Source organism: Halochromatium glycolicum, from assembly GCF_016584085.1.
Lineage (GTDB): Bacteria > Pseudomonadota > Gammaproteobacteria > Chromatiales > Chromatiaceae > Lamprobacter > Lamprobacter glycolicus.
In genome coordinates, this window is the sequence record NZ_NRSJ01000044.1 from 21,912 (window position 1) to 46,056 (window position 24,145).

Genomic DNA, 24,145 nt, shown 5'->3' on the forward strand with positions numbered 1-24,145 from the left:
TGGCGCACTCGGGATGGCGCGCCGCCATGATCGCCAGCCCAGTTGAGCGGGGTGCGTTGATGAGTGACAACAGCTATCTGAAGGACCTCGTGCTTCTTCGCAATGACCCGACCACGGTGCTCAAGGTGCGGGAGGCGGCGGCGCGCGGCGAGGTGGATGCGTTCTATGCACTAGGGCTGATCTACGCCGAAGGCCGTGGCGTGCCGATGGATCGTGCTCAGGCCCACTATTGGCTTTCGCTTGCGGTCAAGGAGGGCGATCAGGATGCCGAGCTGTTGCGCAATATCGTCGGCAGCCAAATGAGCGACGACGAGTACGAGGCCGCTAAGCGTTTGCGCGAGAAGCCGGTGCTCCAAGTGGTCGGCGCCCCGGTCGGGCCTCCCGTCAACTCGTCAACCCAGTGACGCGTCGACCCGTCCTTGATTCGGGTTGTCGGCGGCGGTGTTGTTTGGTCTCGCCGGCCCTTTGATGGTAGTTTCGTCCGTTTTCCCTGGTGCTGCTAGCGCCATGCCTGGAGGACAGCAATGCAAGTATCGGTCGAGACCGGGGACGGTCTCACGCGACGGCTGAGGGTTGATCTCCCTGCTGAGGAGATTGAGCAGGAGATCGAGAAGCGACTGCAGAACTATGCGCGCTCGGCGCGTCTGCCCGGTTTCAGGCCGGGAAAGGTTCCGCTGCGCATGTTGCGCCAGCGCTACGGCGACTCGGTGCGGATGGAGGTGTTCGGTGAGCGGGTCGAGGCGAGCTGGCCGCAGGCGATCGCCGAGTCCGAGCTGCGCCCTGCCGGCCGTCCGGAGATCGAGCCGGATCTGGATCAGGCTGCCGGGCGCTACGGCTATGTCGCCGAGTTTGAGGTGTTTCCCGATCTCGAGCTGCAGTCGCTCGACGGCCGCTCCGTCACCCGGCCGGTGGTCGAGGTCACCGAGGCCGATGTCGACGAGACCATCGAGCGGGTACGGCAGCAGCGCAAGCGCTGGGAGTCGGTGGAACGTGCGGCGGCTGAGGGTGACCGGGTGCTGATGGACTTCGAGGGCCGCGTCGATGACGAGCCTTTCGAGGGTGGCAGCGGCGAGGACATCCGGGTCGAGATCGGCGCCGGGCGTTTCATTCCGGGCTTCGAGGAGCAGCTGATCGGCGCTGTCGCCGGCGACGAACGCTCGGTCGAGGTCGAGTTTCCTGAGGACTATCAGGAATCGGCCTTGGCCGGGAAACCGGCGGTCTTTGCGGTCAAGGTGAAGGACGTTGAGGCACCTGTGCTGCCGGATGTCGATGCCGAGTTCGTCAAGGAGTTCGGTGTCGAGGATGGCGACCTCGAGCGCTTCCGCGCCGATGTGCGCAGCAATCTGGAACGGGAGCTGAAGCAACGGGTCAGGACGAGGGTCAAGGATCAGGTCATGGATGCGCTGCTCGAGGCCAATCCGTTGACCGTGCCGAGCGCGCTGATCGCCGAAGAGATCGAGTCCCTGCGGCAGCAGGCGAACCAAAACCTCAACCTCGGCGGGGCGCAGATCAGCCTTCCGGATGAGCTGTTCGCTGACAACGCCCGTCGCCGGGTCGCGCTCGGGCTGATCATCGCCGAGGTCGTCAAGCAGCACGAGCTCGAGGCGGATTCCGACCGGCTGCGTGCCGCGCTCGAAGAGATGGCAGCCAGTTACGATGATCCGCAGGCGGTGATCGACTACTATCAGGCCGATCGACAACGGCTGGCCGGGGTCGAGTCGATGGTGCTGGAGGATCTGGTGGTTGAGCACCTGCTCGAACAGCTCCAGGTTGTCGAGGAGCCGACGAGCTTCAGCGCGCTGACGTCGCAAGATTAGCTTCGGCGCGCACGCGTCATTTCCCGAGACTGAGGCGAAGACCTGATCACTATGAACATCGAAAACACTGGCACGCGCGTCGATCCGCAGGCGCTCGGTCTGGTTCCGGTCGTCGTCGAGCAAACCGCACGCGGCGAGCGCTCGTTCGACATCTTTTCGCGGCTGCTCAAGGAGCGAGTCGTCTTCCTGGTCGGTCCGGTGGACGACCATGTCGCCAACCTCGTGGTTGCGCAGCTGTTGTTCCTCGAATCCGAGAATCCGGACAAGGACATCCATCTCTATATCAACTCACCGGGCGGGTCCGTGACCGCCGGGCTGGCGATCTATGACACCATGCGCTTCATCCGCCCCGAGGTGAGCACGATGTGCGTGGGCCAGGCGGCCAGCATGGGTGCGCTGCTCCTCGCTGGCGGCGCGGCAGGCAAACGCTCCTGCCTGCCGCACTCGCGCATCATGATCCACCAGCCGCTCGGTGGCTTCCAGGGTCAGGCGAGCGATATTGATATCCACGCCCGCGAGATCCTGCACGCCCGAGATCAGCTCAACCGAATCCTTGCCCATCATACGGGCCAGCCGATCGAGCGGATCGCCGATGACACCGAGCGCGACCGTTTCATGGGCGGTGAGGATGCGGTCGAGTATGGGCTGATCGACAAGGTGCTCGATGCCCGTGACAAGCCGTCCACCTGAATCGGCGCCGATCCTGCCTATCGCGTGCGGCGCGTCACCGGGCGGGGCGCACGGATAGGCGCCCGGTGTTGGTAACGCCATTGCAATGACCTATATCGTGACCTGGGCCGCGCTGTCGATGGTGACAATCGGCCCTAAGAGGTTATGATCAGAAGGAAGTTTGCATGCATCTGACGCGCTTGACAGGCGACGCAACGCGGCGTCGCTCTGCGTCATGCGCGTCTCATGAATTCCCCCACCCCGCTTGGCCCGCAGCGCCTATCCCGGAGAGTCGACCTATGAGCGGAAACACCCATGGAAAGAGCGATGAAGGAAAGCTTCTCTACTGCTCGTTCTGCGGAAAGAGCCAGCACGAGGTTCGCAAGCTGATCGCGGGTCCATCGGTCTTTATCTGCGACGAGTGTGTCGAGCTGTGCAACGACATCATCCGCGAGGAGATGCAGGAGGGTATCGGGGAAGCGACCAGCCGGCTGCCGAAACCGCGGGAGATCAATGACTCCCTGGATCAATTTGTCATTGGTCAGGAGAAGGCCAAGAAGGTCCTGTCGGTCGCGGTCTATAACCATTACAAGCGCCTCGAGGTTGCCGATGCGAAAGAGGACATCGAGATCTCGAAGAGCAATATCCTGCTGATCGGCCCCACAGGCTCGGGCAAGACCCTGCTCGCCGAGACCCTCGCGCGCCTGCTCAATGTCCCGTTCACGATCGCCGATGCGACGACCCTCACCGAGGCGGGTTATGTCGGTGAGGATGTCGAGAACATCATCCAGAAGCTGTTGCAGAAATGCGACTACGACGTCGAGAAGGCGCAGAGCGGCATCGTCTATATCGACGAGATCGACAAGATCTCGCGTAAGTCGGACAACCCCTCGATCACCCGCGACGTCTCGGGTGAAGGCGTGCAGCAGGCATTGCTGAAGCTGATCGAGGGCACCATCGCCTCGGTCCCGCCCCAGGGCGGGCGCAAGCATCCGCAGCAGGAGTTCCTGCAAGTCGATACCTCGAACATCCTGTTCATCGTCGGCGGTGCCTTCGCCGGGCTGGACAAGGTCATCCGTGATCGCTCCAAGAAGACCGGGATCGGCTTCTCGGCCGAGGTCCATAGCCAGAGCGATGATCGGGCGATCGGCGAGCTGCTCAGTCATGTCGAGCCCGAAGACCTGATCCGCTACGGGCTGATCCCCGAGTTTGTCGGCCGGCTGCCGGTGATGGCGACCTTGGAGGAGCTCGACGAAGAGGCATTGATGCGGATCTTGACCGAGCCGAAGTATGCGCTGACCAAGCAGTACGCCCGGCTGTTCGAGATGGAAGGCTGTGAGCTCGATCTGCGCGAGGACGGGCTGCGCGCGATCGCGACCAAGGCGATGGAGCGCAAGACCGGTGCGCGCGGCTTGCGGACGATCATGGAACAGGTCCTGCTCGATATCATGTACGACCTGCCATCGATCGACGACGTCAGCAAGGTCGTCGTCGACTCCTCGGTCGTGCAGGGCGAGAATCCGCCGTTCATCATCTACGAGGGGGGCGAGCAGCCGCGTCTCGCATCGTCGGACTGACCGAACGGGCGGTTGTTTGCCCCCAGTCTGTTTGCTCCCAGTCTGTTTGCTCCCACTCTGGGCGTGTCGCCGACCTGCCCGGCTGGGGTGCCAGCCGGGGCATGTGCCGGGCTCGGGGCCGCAACAGTTCCCAAGTCCGCGCTCGCTGCTCGCAGGACTGATCTGAACTGCGACACAGGTCACTGATGATGCCACCCCTGTGGCTGAGCATGATCTCGGCGTTGTAGGCTGATCACTGGATGAATGCGCTTGCGTCGCGAGTTTGGGAGCGGGCGCGTCGTTTGCGGCGCGGTGAGGCATCGCTCGGGCTTGGGTTCTGTCGCTGGATCGCGAGGCGGTAGAACACGCGCGCCGCATTGGGCCCGCCTGGGGTCGTCAGGCCGCCCTTGACGGCGCCCCGACGCCGATTGAAGCGCTCAATCCCCGCCCTAACCTCTCTTTCAATAGGGCTCTCTCAATAGGGCGTTACTGCTTAAACAGACCCGCTGTCGCCTCGCTGTGGAGGCGCGATTCCTCCTTCGATGCGAGCGTGGCGGGCGCAAGCTTACGGGCACAGTTATATGGGTAATAGTGAGACGGGCCAATCCGGCGCTGAGATGATGACATCGGGCCAAGCCGTCCCGGTGCTGCCATTGCGCGACGTCGTCGTGTATCCACACATGGTGATCCCGCTGTTCGTGGGGCGAGACAAGTCGATCAAGGCGTTGGATGCGGCCATGACCAGCGACAAGCAGATCATGCTGGTCGCCCAACAGAACGCCGACGTCGATGATCCGACGATCAAGGATCTACACGAGGTCGGCACGCTCGCGAATGTGCTGCAGCTGCTGAAGCTGCCCGACGGCACTGTCAAGGTCTTGGTCGAGGGGCATCAGCGCGCGAAGGCGAGCCGTTTCGTCTCGACCGAGGACACCTTCAGCGCGACGGTCGCCCCGCTCGATGAGGTGCTCGAGGCCGACGAGCGCGAGCAAGAGGTGCTGATGCGCTCGGCGGTCGCGCTGTTCGATCAGTATGTCAAGCTCAACAAGAAGGTGCCACCGGAGGTGCTGACCTCGCTGTCGAGCATCGACGAGGCGAGCCGGCTGGCCGACACCATGGCCGCGCACATGTCGCTGAAGCTCGACGAGAAGCAGCGCGTGCTCGAGATGGTCGATGTGCAGCAGCGCCTCGAGCACCTGATGGGGCTGATGGAGTCGGAGAACGACATCCTGCAGATGGAGAAGCGCATCCGCGGGCGCGTCAAGCGCCAGATGGAGAAGAACCAGCGCGAGTACTATCTCAACGAGCAGATGAAGGCGATCCAGAAGGAGCTCGGCGAGCTCGAGGATGCGCCGAACGAGCTCGAGGACCTCGGCAAGCGCATCGAGGAGGCCGGGATGCCGAAGGAGGTCAAGGAGAAGGCCACCGCCGAGCTGAACAAGCTCAAGCTGATGTCGCCGATGTCGGCCGAGGCGACCGTGGTGCGCAACTACATCGACACCCTGGTCTCGGTGCCGTGGAAGAAGCGCACCCGCATCCGCAACGACGTGCGCGTCGCGCAGAAGGTGCTCGACACCGATCATTACGGACTCGAGAAGGTCAAGGAGCGCATCACCGAGTACCTGGCCGTGCAGCAGCGCGTGCGCAAGCTCAAGGGCCCGATCCTGTGTCTGGTCGGTCCGCCCGGGGTCGGCAAGACCTCACTCGGCCAATCGATCGCGCGCGCGACCAACCGCAAGTTCGTCCGGATGTCGCTCGGCGGCGTGCGCGACGAGGCCGAGATCCGCGGCCATCGGCGCACCTACATCGGCGCGCTGCCGGGCAAGATCATCCAGAACCTGTCCAAGGCCGGCTCGCGCAACGCCTTCTTCCTGCTCGACGAGATCGACAAGATGGCGATGGACTTCCGTGGCGACCCGGCCTCGGCGCTGCTCGAGGTGCTGGACCCGGAGCAGAACCACACCTTCAACGATCACTACCTGGAGGTCGACTTCGACCTGTCCGAGGTGATGTTCGTCGGCACCGCCAATACGCTGAACATCCCGCCGGCGCTGCTCGACCGGATGGAGGTGATCCGGCTCTCGGGCTACACCGAGGACGAGAAGGTCAATATCGCCGAGCGATACCTGATCCCGAAGCAGATGAAGAACAACGGGCTCAAGCGCGGTGAGCTGGTGCTTCGTGAGGCGACCATTCGCGACCTGATCCGCTACTACACGCGCGAGGCCGGGGTGCGCAACCTCGAGCGCGAGCTCTCCAAGATCTGCCGTAAGGTGGTCAAGGAGGTGCTGCTGAAGAAGCGCGAGAAGGCGATCACGGTCACGCCGAAGGCGCTCGACAAGTACCTCGGTGTGCGCCGCTTCCGCTTCGGCCTCGCCGATGAGCATGATCAGGTCGGGCAGGTCACCGGCCTGGCTTGGACCGAGGTCGGCGGTGAACTGCTGCGTATCGAGGCGGCGCTCGTGCCGGGCAAGGGCAAGTACACCTTCACCGGCTCGCTCGGCGACGTGATGCAGGAGTCGATCCAGGCGGCGATGACGGTGGTGCGCTCGCGCGCCGAGGCGCTCGGGATCGATAAGGATTTCCACCAGAAGCATGATCTGCACATTCATGTGCCCGAGGGCGCGACGCCGAAGGACGGCCCGAGCGCCGGTGTGGCGATGTGCACCGCGTTGGTCTCGGCGCTGACCCAGGTGCCGGTGCGCTCGAGCGTAGCGATGACCGGGGAGATCACGCTCCGCGGTGAGGTGCTGCCGATCGGTGGGCTGAAGGAGAAGCTGCTGGCGGCGCATCGGGGCGGGATCGATCAGGTGCTGATCCCGCATGAGAACGAGCGTGACCTGGTCGAGATCCCAAAGAATATCAAGCAGAGTCTCGATATTCGTCCGGTGCGCTGGATCGATGAGGTGCTGGAGCTGGCACTGGTGGCGCGTCCGGAGCCGCGTGCGGATGATGTTGATGCGGCACAGGAGGCAGCGCCGCCGGTTGACGAGTCCAAGAAGCCCGAGACCGGCGTCCGGACCCACCATTGAGTCGCCCACGCCGGCCCGGGTCTCGGGCCGGCTCATCCCCCGGTCTTGACGGGACGCCGCTACTAGGTGGCGTCCCGTTGCGGTATGCCGTTGCATGGTGTGAAGCCTGCGCCGACCGACGGCTTGCGGGTTGACACCTTCAGGGGGCTCCTTAACAATCCGGGGGCAATCGAGGGGACGGTCCCGTCATCATCAAGCGCCGCCGCGACGGGCGCGGAAAGTCCGATCTGCGGCGGCTCCGTGTTTAGCAACCGACCTATGGCTTCGGGTCATTCAGGGGGGAAAATGAATAAGTCAGAACTGGTGGACGCCATGGCCGACGCGGCCGATATCTCGAAGTCGTCAGCCTCTCGAGCACTCGACGCGCTCACCGATTCGATCGCCGCTACCCTGAAGAACGGCGAATCCGTCTCGATCATCGGTTTCGGCACCTTCAGCGTAAAGGAGCGCGCCGCCCGGACCGGCCGGAATCCGCAAACGGGTGAGACCATCCAGATTGCGGCCTCGAAGAATCCCTCTTTCAAGGCTGGTAAAGCGCTCAAAGACGCGATACAATGATCTCTTACTTCGGTCGACTTGAGTTAGATCGTGAAGCCCATCAGGTCTTAGCGATGGTGTGCTCCAGGGTTGAGTGTCGGCTGTGAGGCGTCGAGTACCCAGTGTGCGGTTGCTCATTGTTTGGGTGCGCCTGTTGCGGGTGCTTAGCTCAGCTGGGAGAGCATCGCCCTTACAAGGCGAGGGTCGCAGGTTCGATCCCTGCAGCACCCACCATTCGGCCGCTTGGGGCGCCTGACGCACCGTTTTGTTGGAGTGGTAGTTCAGTTGGTTAGAATACCGGCCTGTCACGCCGGGGGTCGCGGGTTCGAGTCCCGTCCACTCCGCCATTATTGATCGCTACGGGGTACCCGGTTCGGGTACCCCGTTTTTGTTTCCGCCCTTATTGCCGGCTGGGATGCGGGCGTCCGGCCCCTTGGATGCCCAACTGCTCAGCCCCTGCTGTATCGAGTCTTGACGAGCTATGTTGCAGGAGATCCGAGAACGCGCACAGGGTTGGGTGGCCTGGACCATCGTGATCCTGATTACCATCCCCTTCGCCTTCTGGGGGATCGATTCCTACTTCGGTGGAGGCGCTGAGCCGGTGGTTGCCAGTGTCAACGGCACCGAGATCACCGAGCGCGCCTTCAACCAGAACGTTAATCGGGCCCGTATCCAACTTCGAGATCGTCTAGGCGACGCCTATGATCCCGCCCTGTTCGGTGACGGGCGGCTGCGTGAAGAGGTGCTCGACCGCATGATCCGGGAGACCCTGCTGCTGGAGGCGTCCAGCGCGATGGGGCTGCGGACATCCGATCAGGCCATCCGGGCAGCGATACTCAGTGAGCCGGCATTCCAACGTGACGGTGTCTATTCCAAGGAGCAGTACGAGCGGGTGCTGCGCCTCCAGGGTCTCACCCCGGCGGCCTATGAGGATTCGCTGCGGCGACAGTTGCTGATCACCCAGCTGCCGCGAGCCATCCGTGAAACGGCCTTTGTGACCGATGCGCTGACCAAGCGCAGCGCGAGCCTGGTACGGCAGCAGCGCGAGCTCGCCTATGTCCAGATCCCGCGCGCAGCGTTTGAGGATGCCGTGCAGTCGCCTGACGAAGCCGCTATCCAAGCCTACTACGACGACCATGCCGAGGAGTTTGCGACGCCCGAGCAGGTCAAGGTCGCCTATCTGTTGCTGGATGCGGCGGAGCTCTCGGCGCCGGATGGGGAGATCGACGAGGCAACCCTTCGCCAGGAATATGAGAGTCGTCTCGATGAATTCACCGCGCCTGAAGAGCGGCAGGTGCGCCATATCCTGATCACGGTGCCAGCTGACGCCGAACAGGCTGAGCTGAAGGAGGCGCGCCAGCGCTTGCAGGCGGTCCGTGAGCGCATCCTCGCCGGGGAACCGTTCGATGCGGTCGCGGCCGAGGTCTCGCAGGACCCGGGTACTGCCAACAGCGGCGGTGAGCTCGGCTGGATCGGCCGTGGGGCGCTTGATCCGGCCTTCGAACAGGCAGTCTTCGCGCTCGAGCCCGACAGCCTGAGCGAGCCGGTGCGCAGCCGCTTCGGCTATCACCTGGTCGAGGTGCTCGATGTGCGCGGCGGGGAGCCCAGTCCGTTCGAGGACGTCCGCGATGAGCTGATCGCGGATCTCTCTACCGGCGGCGCTGAGGCCGTGTTCTTCGAACAGGCGGAGCAGCTCGCGACCCTGACCTACGAGTCCCCGGATAGTCTGATCCCGGCCGCTGAGGCCCTTGATCTCGAGGTCCAGACGACCGACTGGATCGATCGCAGTGGTGGCGAGGGGCTGTTCGCAAACCCGCGCGTGATCCAGGCGGCCTTTAGCGAGGACGTTCTTGAGCGTGGCAACAACAGCGAGCTGCTCGAGCCGGACCCGGATGGCATGCAAGCGCTGGTGCTACGTGTCGTCGAGCACAGAGAGCCCTCGGTTCGACCGCTCGACGCGGTCCGTGATGAGATCGTGAGCCGCGTCGAGGCGCAGCGCGCCGCCGAGGCGGCCCGGGCCAGAGCCGAGGCGATCGTCGCCCAGGTGCGCTCGGGGGAAGCACTCACCGCTGCGGCCGATGGCCTCGAGCTCATCGAGGCCGGTCAGGTCGGGCGGACAGCATCGGACGTTCCATCGGTCGTGCTCGGCCAGGCCTTCTCGATGCCGCGACCGACATCTGATGCCCCGGTGCAGGTCGCGAGCACTGAGGGTCCGGAGGGCGATGCCTTTGTGGTCTCGGTATCGGAGGTGATCGACGGTGATCCGGGCGCGTTGAGCGAGGATGAGCTCGCGATCGAGTCTCGGGTCTTGCGCCGCGCCCTTGCTCGCGCCGATGTCGACGAGGTCGTCAAGAGCATGGCGTCGCGTGCGAAGATCGAGCGCGAGCCGGTGGTCTCGGACGAGCCTTACTAGCAGGCCCGGGCAAAACGGCTGCTTTCCTCGCGCAACCTAACCGCCGCCCAGCCTGGACGGTCTGCCGGCTCGTCGGTAACAGCGTCGATCTTTCTGGGCGTCGCGTTCTCGACCCGGTAGCGGCCGACCGTCCTAGCGAGGACGCCCTCTCCGGGACGGGCGCCCGGAGGCATTGCTCGATCGGTTCGGGCCGATCGGTTCGGGCCGGGCCGTTGCCCGGTCCGCTCCGTAGGGCTCAGCAGGGCTCAGCCGAGCCCGAGGATGTGGTATCCGGTATCGCAGTAGAGCACGTCGCCGGTGATGCCGGAGGCGAGGTCGGAACAGAGGAACGCACCGGCGTTACCGACCTCCTCGATCGTCACATTGCGCCGCAATGGCGTGCGTTCCTCGACCTGCTTGAGCATCGAGCGGAAATCGGCGATCCCGGCCGCAGCCAAGGTCCGGATCGGCCCTGCTGAGACGGCATTGACCCGGGTCCCCTCGGGGCCGAGCGACGCCGCCAGGTAGCGCACATTGGCCTCCAGACTCGCCTTTGCGATCCCCATCACGTTGTAGTTCGGAACCGCCCGCACGGCCCCAAGGTAGCTCATCGTCAGGATCGCCCCGTTGCGGCCCCGCATCAGCTCACGACCGGCCTTGGCCAGTGCCGCGAGGCTGTAGGAGCTGATATCGTGCGCGGCCGCGAAGCCCTCGCGCGTCACGCAGTCGACGTAATCGCCCTCGAGTTCCTCCTTGGGCGCGAAAGCGATCGAGTGCACGATCCCGTCCAGCCCATCCCAGTGCTCGCCAAGCGCGGCGAAACAGCCGGTGATCTGGTCGTCATTGGTGACATCGAGCGGCAGCACGAACTCGGCGTCGCATTGGGAGGCGAGGTCCTCGACCCGACCCTTGAGCTTGTCGCCCTGGTAGATGAACGCCAGCGTGGCGCCTTCGCGGTGCATGGCCTGAGCGACCCCCCAAGCGATCGAGCGATTGCTGGCGACGCCGGTGATCAGGATACGTTTCTCCGATAGAAAGCCCATATGTTGCCCTCATGAGGATTCGGTGTAGGATGGCCGCGCGTCGCCTGTCGTGCTTTGGGTGAGCTGCATGCCGGCGCGTTGCCGCGGCGATGCGGTCCGGCGGCGAGCCGTCCATTCGCCAACCGCCGCTGAATCGGCCGATAACCTTACAGAAAGCCAGCCTGCGCGGAAAGCGTCTATGTCGCGAGCGTCCCGCTCACTACCCCTGCTGCTGCTTGTCGCTGCCGCGCTGCTGACCGCCTGCGGTGAGCCGCCCTGGAATAATCCCTACCCGGAAGACCAAGCGGGCGAGAACATCCTCTACGGCGCCTTCACCGAGCGTCCCAAGCACCTGGACCCGGCACGTTCGTACAGCTCCAACGAATACAGCTTCATCGCCCAGGTCTATGAGCCGCCGCTGCAGTACCACTTCCTCAAGCGCCCCTACGAGCTGGTGCCGCTGACCGCCCGTGCGCTGCCCGAGGTCACCTTCTTCGATGCCGATGGCAACGCGCTGCCGAGCGATGCCGCGCCCGATGAGATCGCCGTGAGCGAGTACCTGGTCGCGATCGAACCGGGCATCCGCTATCAGCCGCACCCGGCCTTCGCCCGGGACGCCGACGGCGCATACCGCTATCACGACCTCGATGCCAGCACCATCGCGCGCATCAATACCCTTGACGACCTGCCGGAGACCGGCACCCGCGAGCTGACCGCCGCGGACTATGTCTACCAGATCAAGCGTCTGGCGACACCCTGGCTGCACTCGCCGATCGCGGGCCTGATGGGCGAGCATATCCGTGGCTTCGCCGAGCTCGGCGACCGGATCGCGGCGCAGGCGCCGGCGCCGGTCGACGGCGAGCGGCCGTTCTTCGACCTGCGCCAGGTCCCATTCGCGGGCGCCGAGGTGGTCGACCGCTACCGTTATCGGATTCGCCTCGAAGGGCCGTACCCGCAGTTCGTCTACTGGCTCGCGATGCCCTTCTTCGCGCCGATGCCATGGGAGGCCGAGGCGCTCTACAACCAGCCCGGCATGAAGCAGAACAACCTGACGCTGGATTGGTATCCGGTCGGCACCGGCCCCTTCATGCTCAGTGAGAACAACCCGAACCTGCGCATGGTGCTGGCGCGCAATCCGAACTTCCACGGCGAGCGCTATCCGAGCGCGGGCATGCCCGGCGACCGGGAGGCCGGGCTGCTGGACGACGCCGGCGAGCCGATGCCGTTCGTCGATCAGGCGATCTACAGCCTCGAGCAGGAGAGCATCCCGTACTGGAACAAGTTCCTGCAGGGCTACTACGACAGCTCCGGGATCAGCTCCGATGCCTTCGATCAGGCGATCAAGTTCGACGCCGCCGGTGAGGCGGGACTGACCGCCGACATGCGCGAGCAGGGCATCGAGCTGGTCATCGCGGTCCAGACCTCGATCTGGTACATGGGCTTCAACATGCTCGATCCGCTGCTCGGCGGCGACTCGGAGCGCGCGCGCCTGTTGCGCCAGGCGATCAGCATCGCGGTCGACTTCGGCGAGTTCATCTCGATCTTCGCCAACGGCCGCGGCGTTCAGGGCCAAGGTCCGCTCCCGCCCGGGATCTTCGGTCACCGCGAGGGCGAGGCCGGGATCAACCCCTATGTCTTCGACTGGGAGGACGGCCGCGCGGTGCGCAAGCCGATCGCCGAGGCCCGGGCCCTGCTGGCCAAGGCTGGCTACCGGGATGGACGCGACCCGGAGACCGGCCGGCCGCTAACGATCTACTACGAGGCGATGGATGCAGGACCCGATGGCAAGGCGCGGCTCAACTGGATGCGCAAGCAGTTCGCCAAGCTCGGCATCGAGCTGGTCGTGCGCGCGACCGACTACAACCGCTTCCAGGAGAAGATGCGCAAGGGCACCGGGCAGGTCTTCATGTGGGGCTGGAACGCCGACTACCCGGACCCGGAGAATTTTTTCTTCCTGCTCTACGGCCCGAACCGCAAGGTCGATGGCGGCGAGAACGCGGCCAACTATCAGAACGAGGAGTTCGATGCGCTATTCGAACGGATGAAGAACATGGACGACGGCTCCGAGCGGCAGCAGGTGATCGACCGGATGAACGCGATCCTGCGTCATGACGCGCCCTGGTCGTTCGGCTTTTATCCCAAGTCCTTCAGTCTCCATCATCAGTGGCTCGAGAACGTCAAGCCGAACCTGATGGCCAACAACACCCTCAAATACCGCCGACTCGAGCCCGCGATCCGCGAGCAGTTGCGCGCGCAGTGGAATCCACCGGTGCTCTGGCCGATCGGCGCGCTGATCGCGATCCTGGTCGTCGGCGCGATCCCGGCGGTGCTGGTCGCGCGCCGGCGTGAGCGGGGGCGCGCGCTGTGACCGCCTATATCCTGCGCCGGCTGCTGTATGCGATCCCGATCCTGATCGGCGTCAACCTGATCACCTTCACGCTGTTCTTCGTCGTCAACTCGCCGGACGACATGGCGCGGATGCAGCTCGGCGACAAGCGTGTGACCCAGGAGGCGATCGACACCTGGAAGGCCGAGCACGGCTACGACCGCCCGCTGCTCTACAACGCCGACGCGCCGCGCCTGCAACGCCTGACCGACACCATCTTCTTCGAGAAATCGCTGAAGCTGTTCGCGTTCGATTTCGGGCGCTCGGACAGCGGCCGCGATATCGGCTATGACATCCGTCAGCGCATGTGGCCGAGCCTCGCGATCGCGTTGCCGACCCTGCTGGTTGGGCTCGCGATCGCGATCAGCTATGCATTGATGATCGTGTTCTTCCGCGCCACCTACATCGACTTCGGCAGCGTCGTGCTCTTGGTCGCGATGATGTCGATCTCCGGACTCTTCTACATCATCGGCGGCCAGTTCCTGATCGGGAAGCTGTTCCACCTGGTACCGATCTCGGGTTACGACACCGGGCTCGAGGCGCTGAAGTTCCTGATCCTGCCGGTCGTGGTCGGGGTCGCGGCCGGCATCGGCAGCAGCACCCGGCTGTATCGCACCTTCTTCCTCGAGGAGATCAACCGCGACTATGTGCGCACCGCCCGCGCCAAGGGGTTGCGCGAGCGGGTAGTGCTGTTCCGCCACGTGCTGCGCAACGCGCTGATCCCGATCCTGACCGGCGTCGTCGCGGTGCTGCCGCTGTTGTTCATGGGCGCGCTGATCATCGAGTCGTTCTTCGGCGTGCCCGGCCTCGGCAGCTATACCATCGATGCGATCAACCGCCAGGACTTCTCGATCGTGCGCGCGATGGTCTTTCTGGGCTCGGTCCTCTATATCCTGGGGCTGATCCTGACCGACATCTCCTACACCCTGGTCGATCCCAGGGTGCGGCTGTCTTGAGGGCTTGCCCGTGCCGGTCATCCTGATCACCGATGCCCTAATCTTCTTGCTGATCGCGGTCGGCATCGTGTTCGGCCTTTATGCCGCCCGCCATGAGCATCTGCGCGGACCCTGGCGGCAGGTCGGGCGCTCGCCGGTGGCCGTCGCGGCGCTGGTCGTGATGCTGTTCTATGTCGGCATCGGTGTGCTCGATTCGCTGCACTTCCATCCGCGCATCGAGCCGCTTGCCGAGGTCGGCTCGCCAGCTGCGACCGTCAATGAAGCGGACGCAGTGACTGGCCCTGACGGCAAGACAACCCCGGACGAACAGGGGACCGATGCCTCAGGCTCGCAACGCAGTGCGGAGCAAGCGCAAGAGATCACCCAGGCGAAAGACACGATCAGCGCGGCGGAGCCCGGGGCCTCAGCGCCAACCTATTCGACACAGATCATCTCGGTGCTCGATCTGCTGCTCAGTGGCCTGCGCGAGCGCCAGGAGAAGACCTTCTCGGCACCGTTTGCGACCCACCTGTTCGTCAAGGAGGCGATCGAGCAGCCGGACGGGAGCGTGGTGCGCGCCTACCCGCGCCTGGAACACGGTGGCGCTCACCTCGAGGACCCGAGCCAGCGATCCTTCGATCTGCTGTTCCGCGGGCTGTTCGGCGCGATCAAAGGGCTGATGGTCTGGACCGCGATCATGGCCGGTCTGATTGCGTTGCTCGGGTGGCGGCGGCGCCAGTCGTTCAATGACACCGCGACGGCGCTTTGGCGCGGCGAGACCGCGGTGCCTTGGCGCGTGGTCCTGATCACGCTCGCGATCATGCTGGTACTGAGCTTCACGGCCGCTGAGCTCGGGGCGAAGTACCATATCCTCGGCACCGATAAGGTGGGAGAGGACGTCTTCTATCAGAGCCTGAAGAGCATCCGTACCGGCCTCGTGATCGGGACCCTGACCACGCTGGTGATGCTGCCAGCGGCGATCCTGCTCGGGATCATGGCCGGCTATCTCGGCGGGCGCACCGATGACGTCATCCAGTATCTGTACACGACCCTGAACTCGATCCCGGGCGTGCTGCTGATCGCAGCGGCGATCCTGATGCTGCAGGTCTACATGACCAACAACGCCGACCAGTTTGAGAGCCTGGTCGAACGCGCCGATCTGCGCCTGCTGTTCCTCTGTATCATCCTTGGCGTCACCAGCTGGACTGGACTCTGCCGGCTATTGCGCGGCGAGTCGCTGAAATTGCGCGAGGTCGACTATGTGCAGGCGGCCCGCGCTCTCGGCGTCCGCCATTCGACCGTGATCGCTCGCCATATCCTGCCGAACGTCCTCCATATCGTGATGATCACCGTGGTGCTGGACTTCAGCGGCCTGGTGCTGGCCGAGGCGGTGCTCTCCTATGTCAACATTGGCGTTGATCCAACGATGAACAGCTGGGGCAACATGATCAACAGCGCTCGACTGGAGCTGGCCCGCGACCCGATCGTCTGGTGGTCGCTAGCCGCGGCCTTCCTGTTCATGTTTACCTTGGTGCTGGCTGCCAATCTGCTCGCGGACGTGGTGCGGGATGCCTTCGATCCGCGGCTCCGGAGTGCCTCGTGAGCCGGCCTCGCGGCAGGCTGACTGCCGCCGATCCGTGCGCCTCGGGCAGGCGAGAACGGCTATGGTCCTCGTCATTCCCAATGAGTGGAGCGGCTGCTGCGATGCGTGACGCCCTGCTGCAGGTCTCGAACCTGACCGCCGAGCTCGGCGGCGATGAGCGGCCGGTGCGCGTCTGCGACGGCGTGGGCTTCGCGATCCGGCGCGGGGAGACCATGGCGTTGCTCGGCGAGTCCGGCTGCGGCAAGTCGATGACCGCGCTCGCATTGATGCGGCTGCTGCCGCTCGGCGGGCGTATCGTCTCGGGGTCGGTGCAGCTTGCCGGACGCGAGCTGCTGACGTTGACGGAGCGCGAGATGCGCACTGTGCGCGGCGGCGGCATGGGGATGATCTTCCAAGAGCCGCAGACCTCGCTGAATCCGGTGCTCCGAGTGGGCGATCAGATCGCCGAGGCGGTGCGGCTGCACGGGCGGCTGCCGCGTCGGCGCGTGACCGAGCGGGTAGTTGAACTGCTGCGCGCGGTCGGGATTCCGGACCCTGCCCGGCGCGCGAGCGAATACCCGCATCAGCTTTCGGGCGGGATGAAGCAGCGCGTGATGATCGCGATGGCGTTGGCCGGCGACCCGCAGCTGTTGATCGCCGACGAGCCGACGACGGCGCTGGATGTGACGATTCAGGCTCAGGTGCTGCAGCTGCTCAAGGGCTTGCAGCGCGAGACCGGCATGGCGGTGCTGCTGATCACGCATGACCTCGGCGTCGTCGCCGAGACCGCGGACCGGTTGGCCGTGATGTATGCCGGCCAGATCGTCGAACAGGCCAGCGTCGACGCCTTCTTTGCCCAACCGGCGCACCCCTATAGCCGCAAACTGCTCGAGAGCGTGCCCAGCGCGGGCAAGCGCCGCGGCGAGCTGGCGGTGATCCCGGGGCGGGTGCCGCCGCTGGATCAAGCATTCGAGGGCTGCCGCTTCGCCGACCGCTGTCCGTTCGTGATGGAGACCTGCCGCAGTGGCCGGATCGAGTGGTATCAACCGAACACCGAGCAATGGGTGCGCTGCCTGCTCTGGGCCGATCCGCGCTCGCGCTTCCTGCCCGATGAGCCGGGGGCCAGCCCGGCTGCTGTTGGCTCGGATCAGGTCAGCGAGGATGCGCGCACAGACGCTGACGCACTCCTCGTGATCGAGGGGCTCAAGGTCCATTTCCCGATTCAGAAGGGACTGTTTCGGCGCACGGTGGGTCATGTCAAGGCGGTCGACGGGGTCGATCTGCACATCAAGCCCGGCCAAACCCTGGCCCTGGTCGGAGAATCCGGCTGCGGCAAGACGACCGTCGGCAAGGGCATCCTGCAGCTCGAGCCACCGACCGGCGGTCAAGTCCGTTATACTGGGGTCGATCTAACGCGGATCGCCGCTCGGCAGATGCGGCCCTACCGGAAGGACCTGCAGATCATCTTCCAGGACCCCTTCGCGTCGATGAACCCGCGCATGCTGGTGGGCGACATCGTCGGTGAGGGGATGCAGTCACTCGGCATCGAGAGGGGCCGAGTGCCTCGGCGTCGGCGTGTGGCCGAGCTGTTGGAGCAGGTGGGTATCGGAGCCCAAGCGATGGACCGTTATCCACACGAATTCTCCGGCGGGCAGCGACAGCGCATCTGCATTGCAAGGGCGCTCGCGGTCGAGCCCAAAGTGATCGTCTGCGATGAGCCGACCAGCGCGCTCGATGTCTCGGTGCAGGCGCAGATCCTGAATCTGCTGAAGCGCCTGCAGCAGGAGCTTGGACTCAGTTACCTGTTCATCACCCACGATATCTCGGTGGTCTCGTACCTAGCACAGGAGGTTGCGGTGATGTACCTGGGTCGTGTCGTCGAGCAGGGCACCGCTGCCGAGGTCCTCGATGATCCGCGCCACCCCTACACCAAGGCCCTGCTCTCAGCGGTGCCGAGCATGGACAAGGCCGGACGTCGCGAGATCATCCGCCTCGAAGGCGACATGCCGTCGCCGTCCGCGCCGCCTGTAGGCTGCCACTTCCATCCGCGCTGCCCAGAGGCGTTGCCGGAGTGTCGTCAAGCCTATCCGGCCTCGGTGCCGATCACCGAGACGCATCGCGCACATTGTATTCGCGTTGACGATCAGCGTTGACCGGCGGTCTCGACAGGCACCAAGCTTTTCACGGGACAGCCAACCGTCGTCAGGCCTTGATCTCAGCAGACATCGTTATGCAGCTGTGGCAGGATGTGGGCTACCGATAGGCTGCCTGATCGGCCATCCCGGCCAGCTCGGAATCCACAAGAGTTGAAGATTATGATGGGGCATCTAACAAACTGGTTGCTCGGGTTGGGGACATTCGTGGCACTCGCCATCTTCTTGTATTCGGTATTCGATCTGATGCGCCGACTGCTAGCCCGGTTGGCGCTGCGTCTCTGCCAGATGCGGGAAGCGCCCGAAGGCGGCTTCATCTGTGACCTCAAGCACAGGCTTGCTGGCTATGCAGAGAAATCGCTGCTGCCCAGAGTGGCCGTCATGGTCGGCGCGTTCGCAGTACTGGCCTTTATCGTGATCGAGCATTCGCCGAAGCTCTAAGCGAATCCGTTCCGGACCGCACACCTCCAGGCTTTGGCTAGGATGCTGACGGGCCTGTAGCCATGTTGCGTGCCTAATTCGCTTTTCAGGGCCCCTGAGACCGAGACCTCGACAAGGTATTTCCCTTCATGTCTATTGCGATGTCGCAATTCCTGAAGTCACATGGACTTCTACGCAACCCCTTCATCGAGGAGGAGGCGCAGAACGATAAGGTCTTCGAGGACTTGGTCAACGAGGCAGGCTATACCTTCAACCACCAAGCCTGGGACAAATTCTTTGGTGACCCGCCCGGCCGCGGCACCTCGATGATCTTCGGTGTCAAGGGCAGCGGCAAATCCGCGCTGCGCTTGGCGCTCGAGAAGAATATCGAGCACTTCAATCGCGGCCACCGTGAGCGCATCCTGCTGCTCAGCTACGACGACTTCAATGGCTTTCTGGAAGCCTTCAAGCGCAAGCGCGAGCAGGATCGCAACCGCGAAGGGCCTGTGACGCTCGATGACTTCCGTCTCGCCCAGCACCTCGACGCGATCCTGGTCTGCGGCATGGAGGCCCTTATGGCGGAGCTGAAGGCGGCTGATCTGCCGTTGGAGAGCCTCGAGCGCTATCAGCGCCACGACCTGATGATGCTGATGGCCTTCTATGTCAGCGGGCCGCCGGATCGGTACAACCGAATCATGTCTGGGCTGGGTCGCCAGCTATTGCCGCGAGGGGTCTTCGGTGGCATGGGGCGCGGGATCAAAGGCGTGCTGACCGGGCTGTTGACGCTCGGTATCGCGCCAATCAGCTCGCAGATGTTCTACCGCGGCGTCGCCCGTTCCGCCGAGCGCGAGATCCTGGTTCGCGACCGCAATGCGCGCGATGTCGAGCGGGCATTGAAGAGCATCACCCGCGGCTACCTCAAGGATCAGGACGTCAAGCGCAAAGGTTGGCGGGACGATGACGATGTCCGGCGCCTGTTCATGACCAAGTTCATCGATTGCGTGCGCAGCCTGGGCTATCAGCAGATCGTCGTCGTGATGGACAAGGTCGACGAGCCATCGTTGATCAATGGCGATCGCGACAAGATGGAGTCCTTCGTCTGGCCGCTCTGGAACAATCGTATCCTGCAGTTGCATCCCAACCTGAGCTTCAAGATGCTGCTGCCACGTCAGCTCTATGAGTCGGTGCGCAAGGCCAGTTCCGAGAAGGCCAACGTCGCGCGTTTCGACAAACAGAAGATCATCTATCCGTTCCGTTGGGGTGACAAACAGCTGTTCGACATGATGTCCGATCGGCTGCGCATCTGCCGCGCTGATCCGAGCGAGCCCTATCCGCTCGATCAGCTCTTTGACGACAGCATCCAGCGTCGCGAGGTGCTCGGCGCGCTCGACAAGCTGCGCCAGCCCCGATTCGTGCTCAACTACCTCTATCGGCTGATCTCCGAGACCTGCGCCCACGCCGATGCGCATGACGACCAGCCGATCCGGATCTCGCATGACATCTTCTATCAGGTGACGGCGACGATCGGCGAGGACATCCGGCAGTACTACCAGACGCTTGGCGAGAGTCCGGAGTAAAGCTCGGGGCCTGATTCTGCGCGGTCGGCGAGTCGAGAGTCCCCGACCTTTGCGTGTACCTCCTTAGGGAGTGGGTCGACACTTGCTCCCGTCTCCACACTTCGAGATACCGCTCCCGCCTGTGGGGTGTCCGGGCCTGCGTTGCGTCGACGGCTTGCGGGCAAAACCTTCGCTTGTATCCAGACGGGCGCAGCGTGCATGCCTTGCAGGCACCCGATACTGTGCTAGCTTGCCTATAGGGTAGCACCCCATACACAGTCTGCTGCATAGTTAACTGTCATGTGTGAAAACGTCCCGGAGAGTAGATGGGCCGTGATCTAACCTTGTATCCGAAGGAGGCCACGCGCGAACAGCTCAAGGAATATGTCGAAGGGCTGGGTTTTAGTAAGTGTCAGCACTTTTGGGACTGGCCGGCAGGAACATTGAATTATTCTTGGTTCGACGACGCCGACTTCAAGTCGATAGATGGAGTGTCAGCAGACATCTACCCAGTATCTGGCGACGAACTTGATATCACAGGAAATGAGTGGGCGCTTCATGTCCGTAACCTTTACAGCGCAAGCTGGCACGATGTGAAGATGCTAAATGAGGTTCTTAGGGGCGCTCGAAAGCGCTTTGGAGGAACGATAAAGGGGGACTATGGGACGAATCGCTATGCCCCGCTTTGGGACGACGACAGCACCCCAATCAGCAGAGGCATTACGAAAGTTTACCAACATGTTTCGCAAGAAATTCGAGCGGTAAAGTTTGCGTTGCCCGATCCGATACATCAGCAAACACTTCCTGACGACAAGAAGATTGCTGATTTCATAGAATTCACAAATAGCATGGACCCCCGTCGCACTATCTATAACGGTCTTGTTCCCTTTGCTGTTGCTATGTTCGAGTATTTCTTTTCGCAGGTATTCAAAGTTCTTATCGCCTACGATCACACCGCGCTAAAAAAGCGAGCCGAACATAAGCAAAAACTCGATTTTGCAGTGTTGCTCGAAATCGCTGGGAACGAGCGGACTATAGAAGACGTTATCGCGTCCAACTACACTTTCCAGAATATATCGCAGTTAAACAAGGCCTATAAGGATTGGCTTGGCATCGACGTGCGTGCACTCCTGTACCGAAAGCGCAAGATCGGCAACACCATTTCCTTTCTTGAGACTCGGGTATCCGACATAATTCAGTACCGACACGGTATCGTGCATCGATTCGAGATTGACAGATCGCTCACTAAAGAGAAGTTCACACACATCCTCGAAGCGATCGAGAAAACAATGGCTGAGTTCGTGTCGCACCTTGAGCTACGGTATTCTATGAAGATCGAAATTGACTGACGCACTGCGAACATAACAATCGCACAAACTCCGACCGCCTGTTGGCTAGCCGTCGCTTCGCTTCGGCTAGCCAACAGGCGGCGGGTTGTGCTTTACGTTATGTGCAGCAGGTGAAATGAGCCCTACAGTATTCAAAGAAAGTGGATATAGATTTTTCTTCTTCTCAAGAGAAGAGGAAAGGATGCACGTCCATGTAGTGTCAGGCGATGGAGAAGCGAAATTTTGGCTTGAGCCTGAAATTGAGCTTGCCAAGAACCATAAGTATTCAAGAAAACAACTGAAGCAAATAGAGTCACTCGTTGAGGTTCATTACAATGAGGTCGTTAGCGCATGGCAACAGCATTTCAGAAGTGGAAGTAACTAATATTTCTACGCATGGGGTATGGCTGTTCGCCCATGGAGAAGAATTGTTCATGTCATATGATGATTTTCCATGGTTTAGAGAAATGGCCGTCAAGTCAATTGTAAATGTAGAAGAACAATCGCCAGATCATTTTTACTGGCCTGATTTAGATGTTGACTTGACTAGAGAAATTATTAAGCATCCAGAACGTTTTCCGCTTAAGTCAAGAAGCACATAACAAGCGCCTAAAGCCGAGCCTGTACTGCGCCGTCGAGCTCAGCGTATTGTATTCGGCGTCATCATAGGCGCAGTACAGCCCGGCTTAGGCGTAACGTTAGCACCCAAGACATGAAACAACAAAATCTTGCCATCACGCTTCCGAACTATCAGCGCATTTTCCAGACAGTACTTGCAATATTAAAAGCAGAAAATGTAGAACCAACCAAAGCTTGTTTACATTTTGGATTTATAGGTGCCAAATTGTTGCGCCATCATTTCAATATGAACGCAGAACCTGTAACAGGAATCGCAGCTTTTCGCTTTGGAGCAGCGAACGACACTATGGGCCTTGATCATAACCACGTCCACCCTGCTCACGCGGCCATCGGCGAGAGGTAGGGTACCTTCGGCGCGCGCGCTCGTCGTCGGCGAGGCCGAGGCGGCAAAGGCACGCGCTCGAGCAGTTGCTCGAACAAGGGCGGCGGCGCCCGGCCAAAGAAGCGCTCAGCGGCGGTGGTTTGGTCCGCACGGCGGATGGAGAAGTTGTGCACCGCCGTCAGGGCGGAGAGCTGACGCGCACTGAGGCGATGACAGCCGTGGTGGAAGAGCGAGAGCTGACCGTTGCGCCCCTCCACCGCAGAGCTTGAGCGCTGGAACAGGTCGGCGCAGTCGCTGGCGACCTGCTCAATCTCCGCACGCTGAGTCGCCTCCAGGGCTTGGATGGGGTGATCTGCCGCGCGCAGCGGTGCGAGCCGCTGTGCGCTCAGTGCCGCGAGGCGTTGACGCTCCTCGGCTCCCGAGCACTTTGTGGCGACGCGTTCAAGATAGATCGCCGGGATCAGTTGCTCGAGCACAGCGAGCTCAAGGTCGGGTGTCAGGTTGAGCGCCTCGACACGCTGCTGCACGGTGGCAAAGAAGAAGGCGATCGTGGCCCGCAGGGCCGTGTTCAAGCGCTTGGCCTTCGCGAGGTGGGCGCGAGCGCGTGCCGGCAAGTCGGCCGCCTCGGCGAGGGCCTCCAACCGCTGCCAGATCGTACCGAGCCGTTCTCCCAAGCGCTCAGGTGGTTGCGCCTCACCGCGCTCCAGCTCAAAGGGATGGTAGGCTTCGCCGAGGGCGCGGATCAACGTCGTGGCCTCCTCCTGACGCGCCTGCGTCTGATCCCGCGTGACGGCCGCGGCGGCCCACCGCTGCAGGGCACCTTGGATGCGCTGCGCAAAGGCCGGCGGACGCCCCGGGCCATGGCGCTGCTGGCGGTACGCCTGTTCGGCCTCGCGCTCGGCCTGCAGTTGTACCTCAGCCGTGGCCACCTCAGCGTCGGCCGCGCGCACCGCCCGCGCCAGTGACAGACCGGTGCCCTTAGCCACCTCATGCTGGAGATGGAACAGGTCCGGGGACTGGTGGGCCTGATGATCGTGCTCGATGTGCCGGCGCAGCGCCGTGGCCTCATCCGAGGTCCCTTGCACCAGGGTGACCGGCAAGCCCGCACAGGCGGCGGCCAGCGCCTGCGTCCAGGTCGCGGCGGTGCGATCCTCAGCGTACTGCTCCAACAGGATGACGTTCGACACCGGCTCAAGCGCCACCAAGCAGATCGCCGGGTGGAAGGTCTCGTCTTCGCAGACGCTTATCGGCCGAGGGGCCATGCCGGCGGCCAGCGCCTGGCGCTGTTCGGCGGCGACGTCGACCACCGCCTGCTCGAGCGCGGCATTCAACGCCTGCTGGCTGCCGTAGGAGGCACCGACGAAGGCCGATAAGCCGCTCAGCTCTAAGACCTCAGTGACCAAGCGCACGCCGCCACCGGCGCGCAGGGTGATGACGAAGTGGATCGCGAGCACCAACCGATGCAGCCAGTGCACACCGGCTTCGGTGGCCACGAACGCGGCCAACGCCGCCGGCGCGTCGTCGGGGGCCAGCGCCGAACGCGACCCGTCGCGCAAGGTGCTGCGTGGGCAGCCAATCGCGGCGGCCGCTTGGCGTTCGCTCCGACCGGCAGCGCGCGCGCTGGCTGCCGCAGTGAGCGTCTGCGCCCGCTCCAGACGGGTCGCGGGCTTCATCGCCGCGCCTCTGGCGAAGCCGCCAGGACTGGACTAAAGTCATCAGTGGCAGAGCCTTCGGACATCGCTCTTGACCCTCGGTGAGCTTCCACTTCCAAGGGTAAGAGATTTCGGGGGTTCTGCCAT

General features: G+C 63.1%; 19 protein-coding genes and 2 tRNA genes. 19 read left to right on the forward strand and 2 right to left on the reverse strand.

What is annotated here, in order from left to right:
* The first annotated feature begins 59 nt into the window (after positions 1 to 59).
* The 9 genes from CKO40_RS18855 to CKO40_RS18895 all read left to right on the forward strand — a co-directional run bounded on the left by CKO40_RS18855 (position 60) and on the right by CKO40_RS18895 (position 10,024).
* Positions 60 to 404, forward strand: coding sequence for a tetratricopeptide repeat protein (locus CKO40_RS18855; protein ID WP_200347997.1), 345 nt, complete (start codon positions 60 to 62; stop codon positions 402 to 404).
* Between the two features lie 120 nt (positions 405 to 524).
* Positions 525 to 1,817, forward strand: coding sequence for a trigger factor (gene tig / locus CKO40_RS18860; RefSeq protein WP_200347998.1), 1,293 nt, complete (start codon positions 525 to 527; stop codon positions 1,815 to 1,817).
* 51 nt (positions 1,818 to 1,868) lie between these two features.
* A complete protein-coding gene (gene clpP, locus CKO40_RS18865) occupies positions 1,869 to 2,507 on the forward strand; it encodes an ATP-dependent Clp endopeptidase proteolytic subunit ClpP (protein WP_200347999.1) in 639 nt (212 codons plus the stop codon).
* Positions 2,508 to 2,785: 278 nt separating this feature from the next.
* On the forward strand, positions 2,786 to 4,063 hold the full coding sequence (gene clpX / locus CKO40_RS18870; protein ID WP_200348000.1) for an ATP-dependent Clp protease ATP-binding subunit ClpX: 1,278 nt from the start codon (positions 2,786 to 2,788) through the stop codon (positions 4,061 to 4,063).
* A gap of 599 nt (positions 4,064 to 4,662) precedes the next feature.
* A complete protein-coding gene (lon, locus tag CKO40_RS18875) occupies positions 4,663 to 7,074 on the forward strand; it encodes an endopeptidase La (protein ID WP_242477174.1) in 2,412 nt (803 codons plus the stop codon).
* 258 nt (positions 7,075 to 7,332) lie between these two features.
* Entirely contained in the window at positions 7,333 to 7,632 is a 300-nt protein-coding gene (locus tag CKO40_RS18880) for an HU family DNA-binding protein (protein WP_200348016.1), read from the forward strand.
* A 137-nt stretch (positions 7,633 to 7,769) separates the two neighbouring features.
* Positions 7,770 to 7,845 (forward strand) — tRNA-Val (locus CKO40_RS18885).
* A gap of 36 nt (positions 7,846 to 7,881) precedes the next feature.
* A tRNA-Asp gene (locus CKO40_RS18890) sits at positions 7,882 to 7,958 on the forward strand.
* Between the two features lie 134 nt (positions 7,959 to 8,092).
* Positions 8,093 to 10,024, forward strand: coding sequence for a SurA N-terminal domain-containing protein (locus tag CKO40_RS18895; RefSeq protein ID WP_200348001.1), 1,932 nt, complete (start codon positions 8,093 to 8,095; stop codon positions 10,022 to 10,024).
* A 245-nt stretch (positions 10,025 to 10,269) separates the two neighbouring features.
* On the opposite strand, the gene CKO40_RS18900 is transcribed toward CKO40_RS18895, so the two are convergent.
* Positions 10,270 to 11,046, reverse strand: a complete 777-nt coding sequence (locus tag CKO40_RS18900) for an enoyl-ACP reductase FabI (protein WP_200348002.1) — start codon at positions 11,044 to 11,046, stop codon at positions 10,270 to 10,272.
* A 178-nt stretch (positions 11,047 to 11,224) separates the two neighbouring features.
* Here CKO40_RS18900 and CKO40_RS18905 point away from each other — a divergent pair, with 178 nt between their 5' ends.
* The 10 genes from CKO40_RS18905 (at position 11,225) to CKO40_RS18950 (ending at position 22,367) form a co-directional block, all read left to right on the forward strand.
* Positions 11,225 to 13,393: an ABC transporter substrate-binding protein gene (locus tag CKO40_RS18905; RefSeq protein WP_200348003.1), complete on the forward strand. Its 2,169-nt coding sequence runs from the start codon at positions 11,225 to 11,227 to the stop codon at positions 13,391 to 13,393.
* Positions 13,390 to 14,367 (forward strand): ABC transporter permease subunit, encoded by a 978-nt coding sequence (locus tag CKO40_RS18910; protein ID WP_200348004.1) that lies wholly within the window; start codon positions 13,390 to 13,392, stop codon positions 14,365 to 14,367. Before CKO40_RS18905 ends, CKO40_RS18910 begins: the two co-directional genes overlap by 4 nt.
* Before the next feature lie 4 nt (positions 14,368 to 14,371).
* Entirely contained in the window at positions 14,372 to 15,949 is a 1,578-nt protein-coding gene (locus tag CKO40_RS18915; protein ID WP_242477175.1) for an ABC transporter permease, read from the forward strand.
* 101 nt (positions 15,950 to 16,050) lie between these two features.
* Positions 16,051 to 18,081 carry an ABC transporter ATP-binding protein gene (locus CKO40_RS18920; protein WP_200348005.1) on the forward strand — a complete coding sequence of 677 codons (2,031 nt, stop codon included), beginning with the start codon at positions 16,051 to 16,053 and terminating at the stop codon, positions 18,079 to 18,081.
* A 207-nt stretch (positions 18,082 to 18,288) separates the two neighbouring features.
* Positions 18,289 to 18,522 (forward strand): hypothetical protein, encoded by a 234-nt coding sequence (locus tag CKO40_RS18925; RefSeq protein WP_200348006.1) that lies wholly within the window; start codon positions 18,289 to 18,291, stop codon positions 18,520 to 18,522.
* Between the two features lie 140 nt (positions 18,523 to 18,662).
* On the forward strand, positions 18,663 to 20,078 hold the full coding sequence (locus CKO40_RS18930) for a hypothetical protein (RefSeq protein ID WP_200348007.1): 1,416 nt from the start codon (positions 18,663 to 18,665) through the stop codon (positions 20,076 to 20,078).
* 305 nt (positions 20,079 to 20,383) lie between these two features.
* On the forward strand, positions 20,384 to 21,406 hold the full coding sequence (locus CKO40_RS18935; protein WP_200348008.1) for a hypothetical protein: 1,023 nt from the start codon (positions 20,384 to 20,386) through the stop codon (positions 21,404 to 21,406).
* Between the two features lie 181 nt (positions 21,407 to 21,587).
* A complete protein-coding gene (locus CKO40_RS18940; protein WP_242477178.1) occupies positions 21,588 to 21,770 on the forward strand; it encodes a DUF4160 domain-containing protein in 183 nt (60 codons plus the stop codon).
* Positions 21,721 to 21,987, forward strand: a complete 267-nt coding sequence (locus CKO40_RS18945; protein ID WP_200348010.1) for a DUF2442 domain-containing protein — start codon at positions 21,721 to 21,723, stop codon at positions 21,985 to 21,987. The genes CKO40_RS18940 and CKO40_RS18945 overlap by 50 nt, the downstream gene beginning before the upstream one ends.
* Before the next feature lie 110 nt (positions 21,988 to 22,097).
* On the forward strand, positions 22,098 to 22,367 hold the full coding sequence (locus CKO40_RS18950) for a DUF2026 family protein (RefSeq protein ID WP_200348011.1): 270 nt from the start codon (positions 22,098 to 22,100) through the stop codon (positions 22,365 to 22,367).
* Here CKO40_RS18950 and CKO40_RS18955 read toward each other — a convergent pair.
* A complete protein-coding gene (locus CKO40_RS18955; protein WP_200348012.1) occupies positions 22,343 to 24,019 on the reverse strand; it encodes a DUF6399 domain-containing protein in 1,677 nt (558 codons plus the stop codon). The genes CKO40_RS18950 and CKO40_RS18955 overlap by 25 nt on opposite strands.
* Positions 24,020 to 24,145 lie beyond the last annotated feature (126 nt).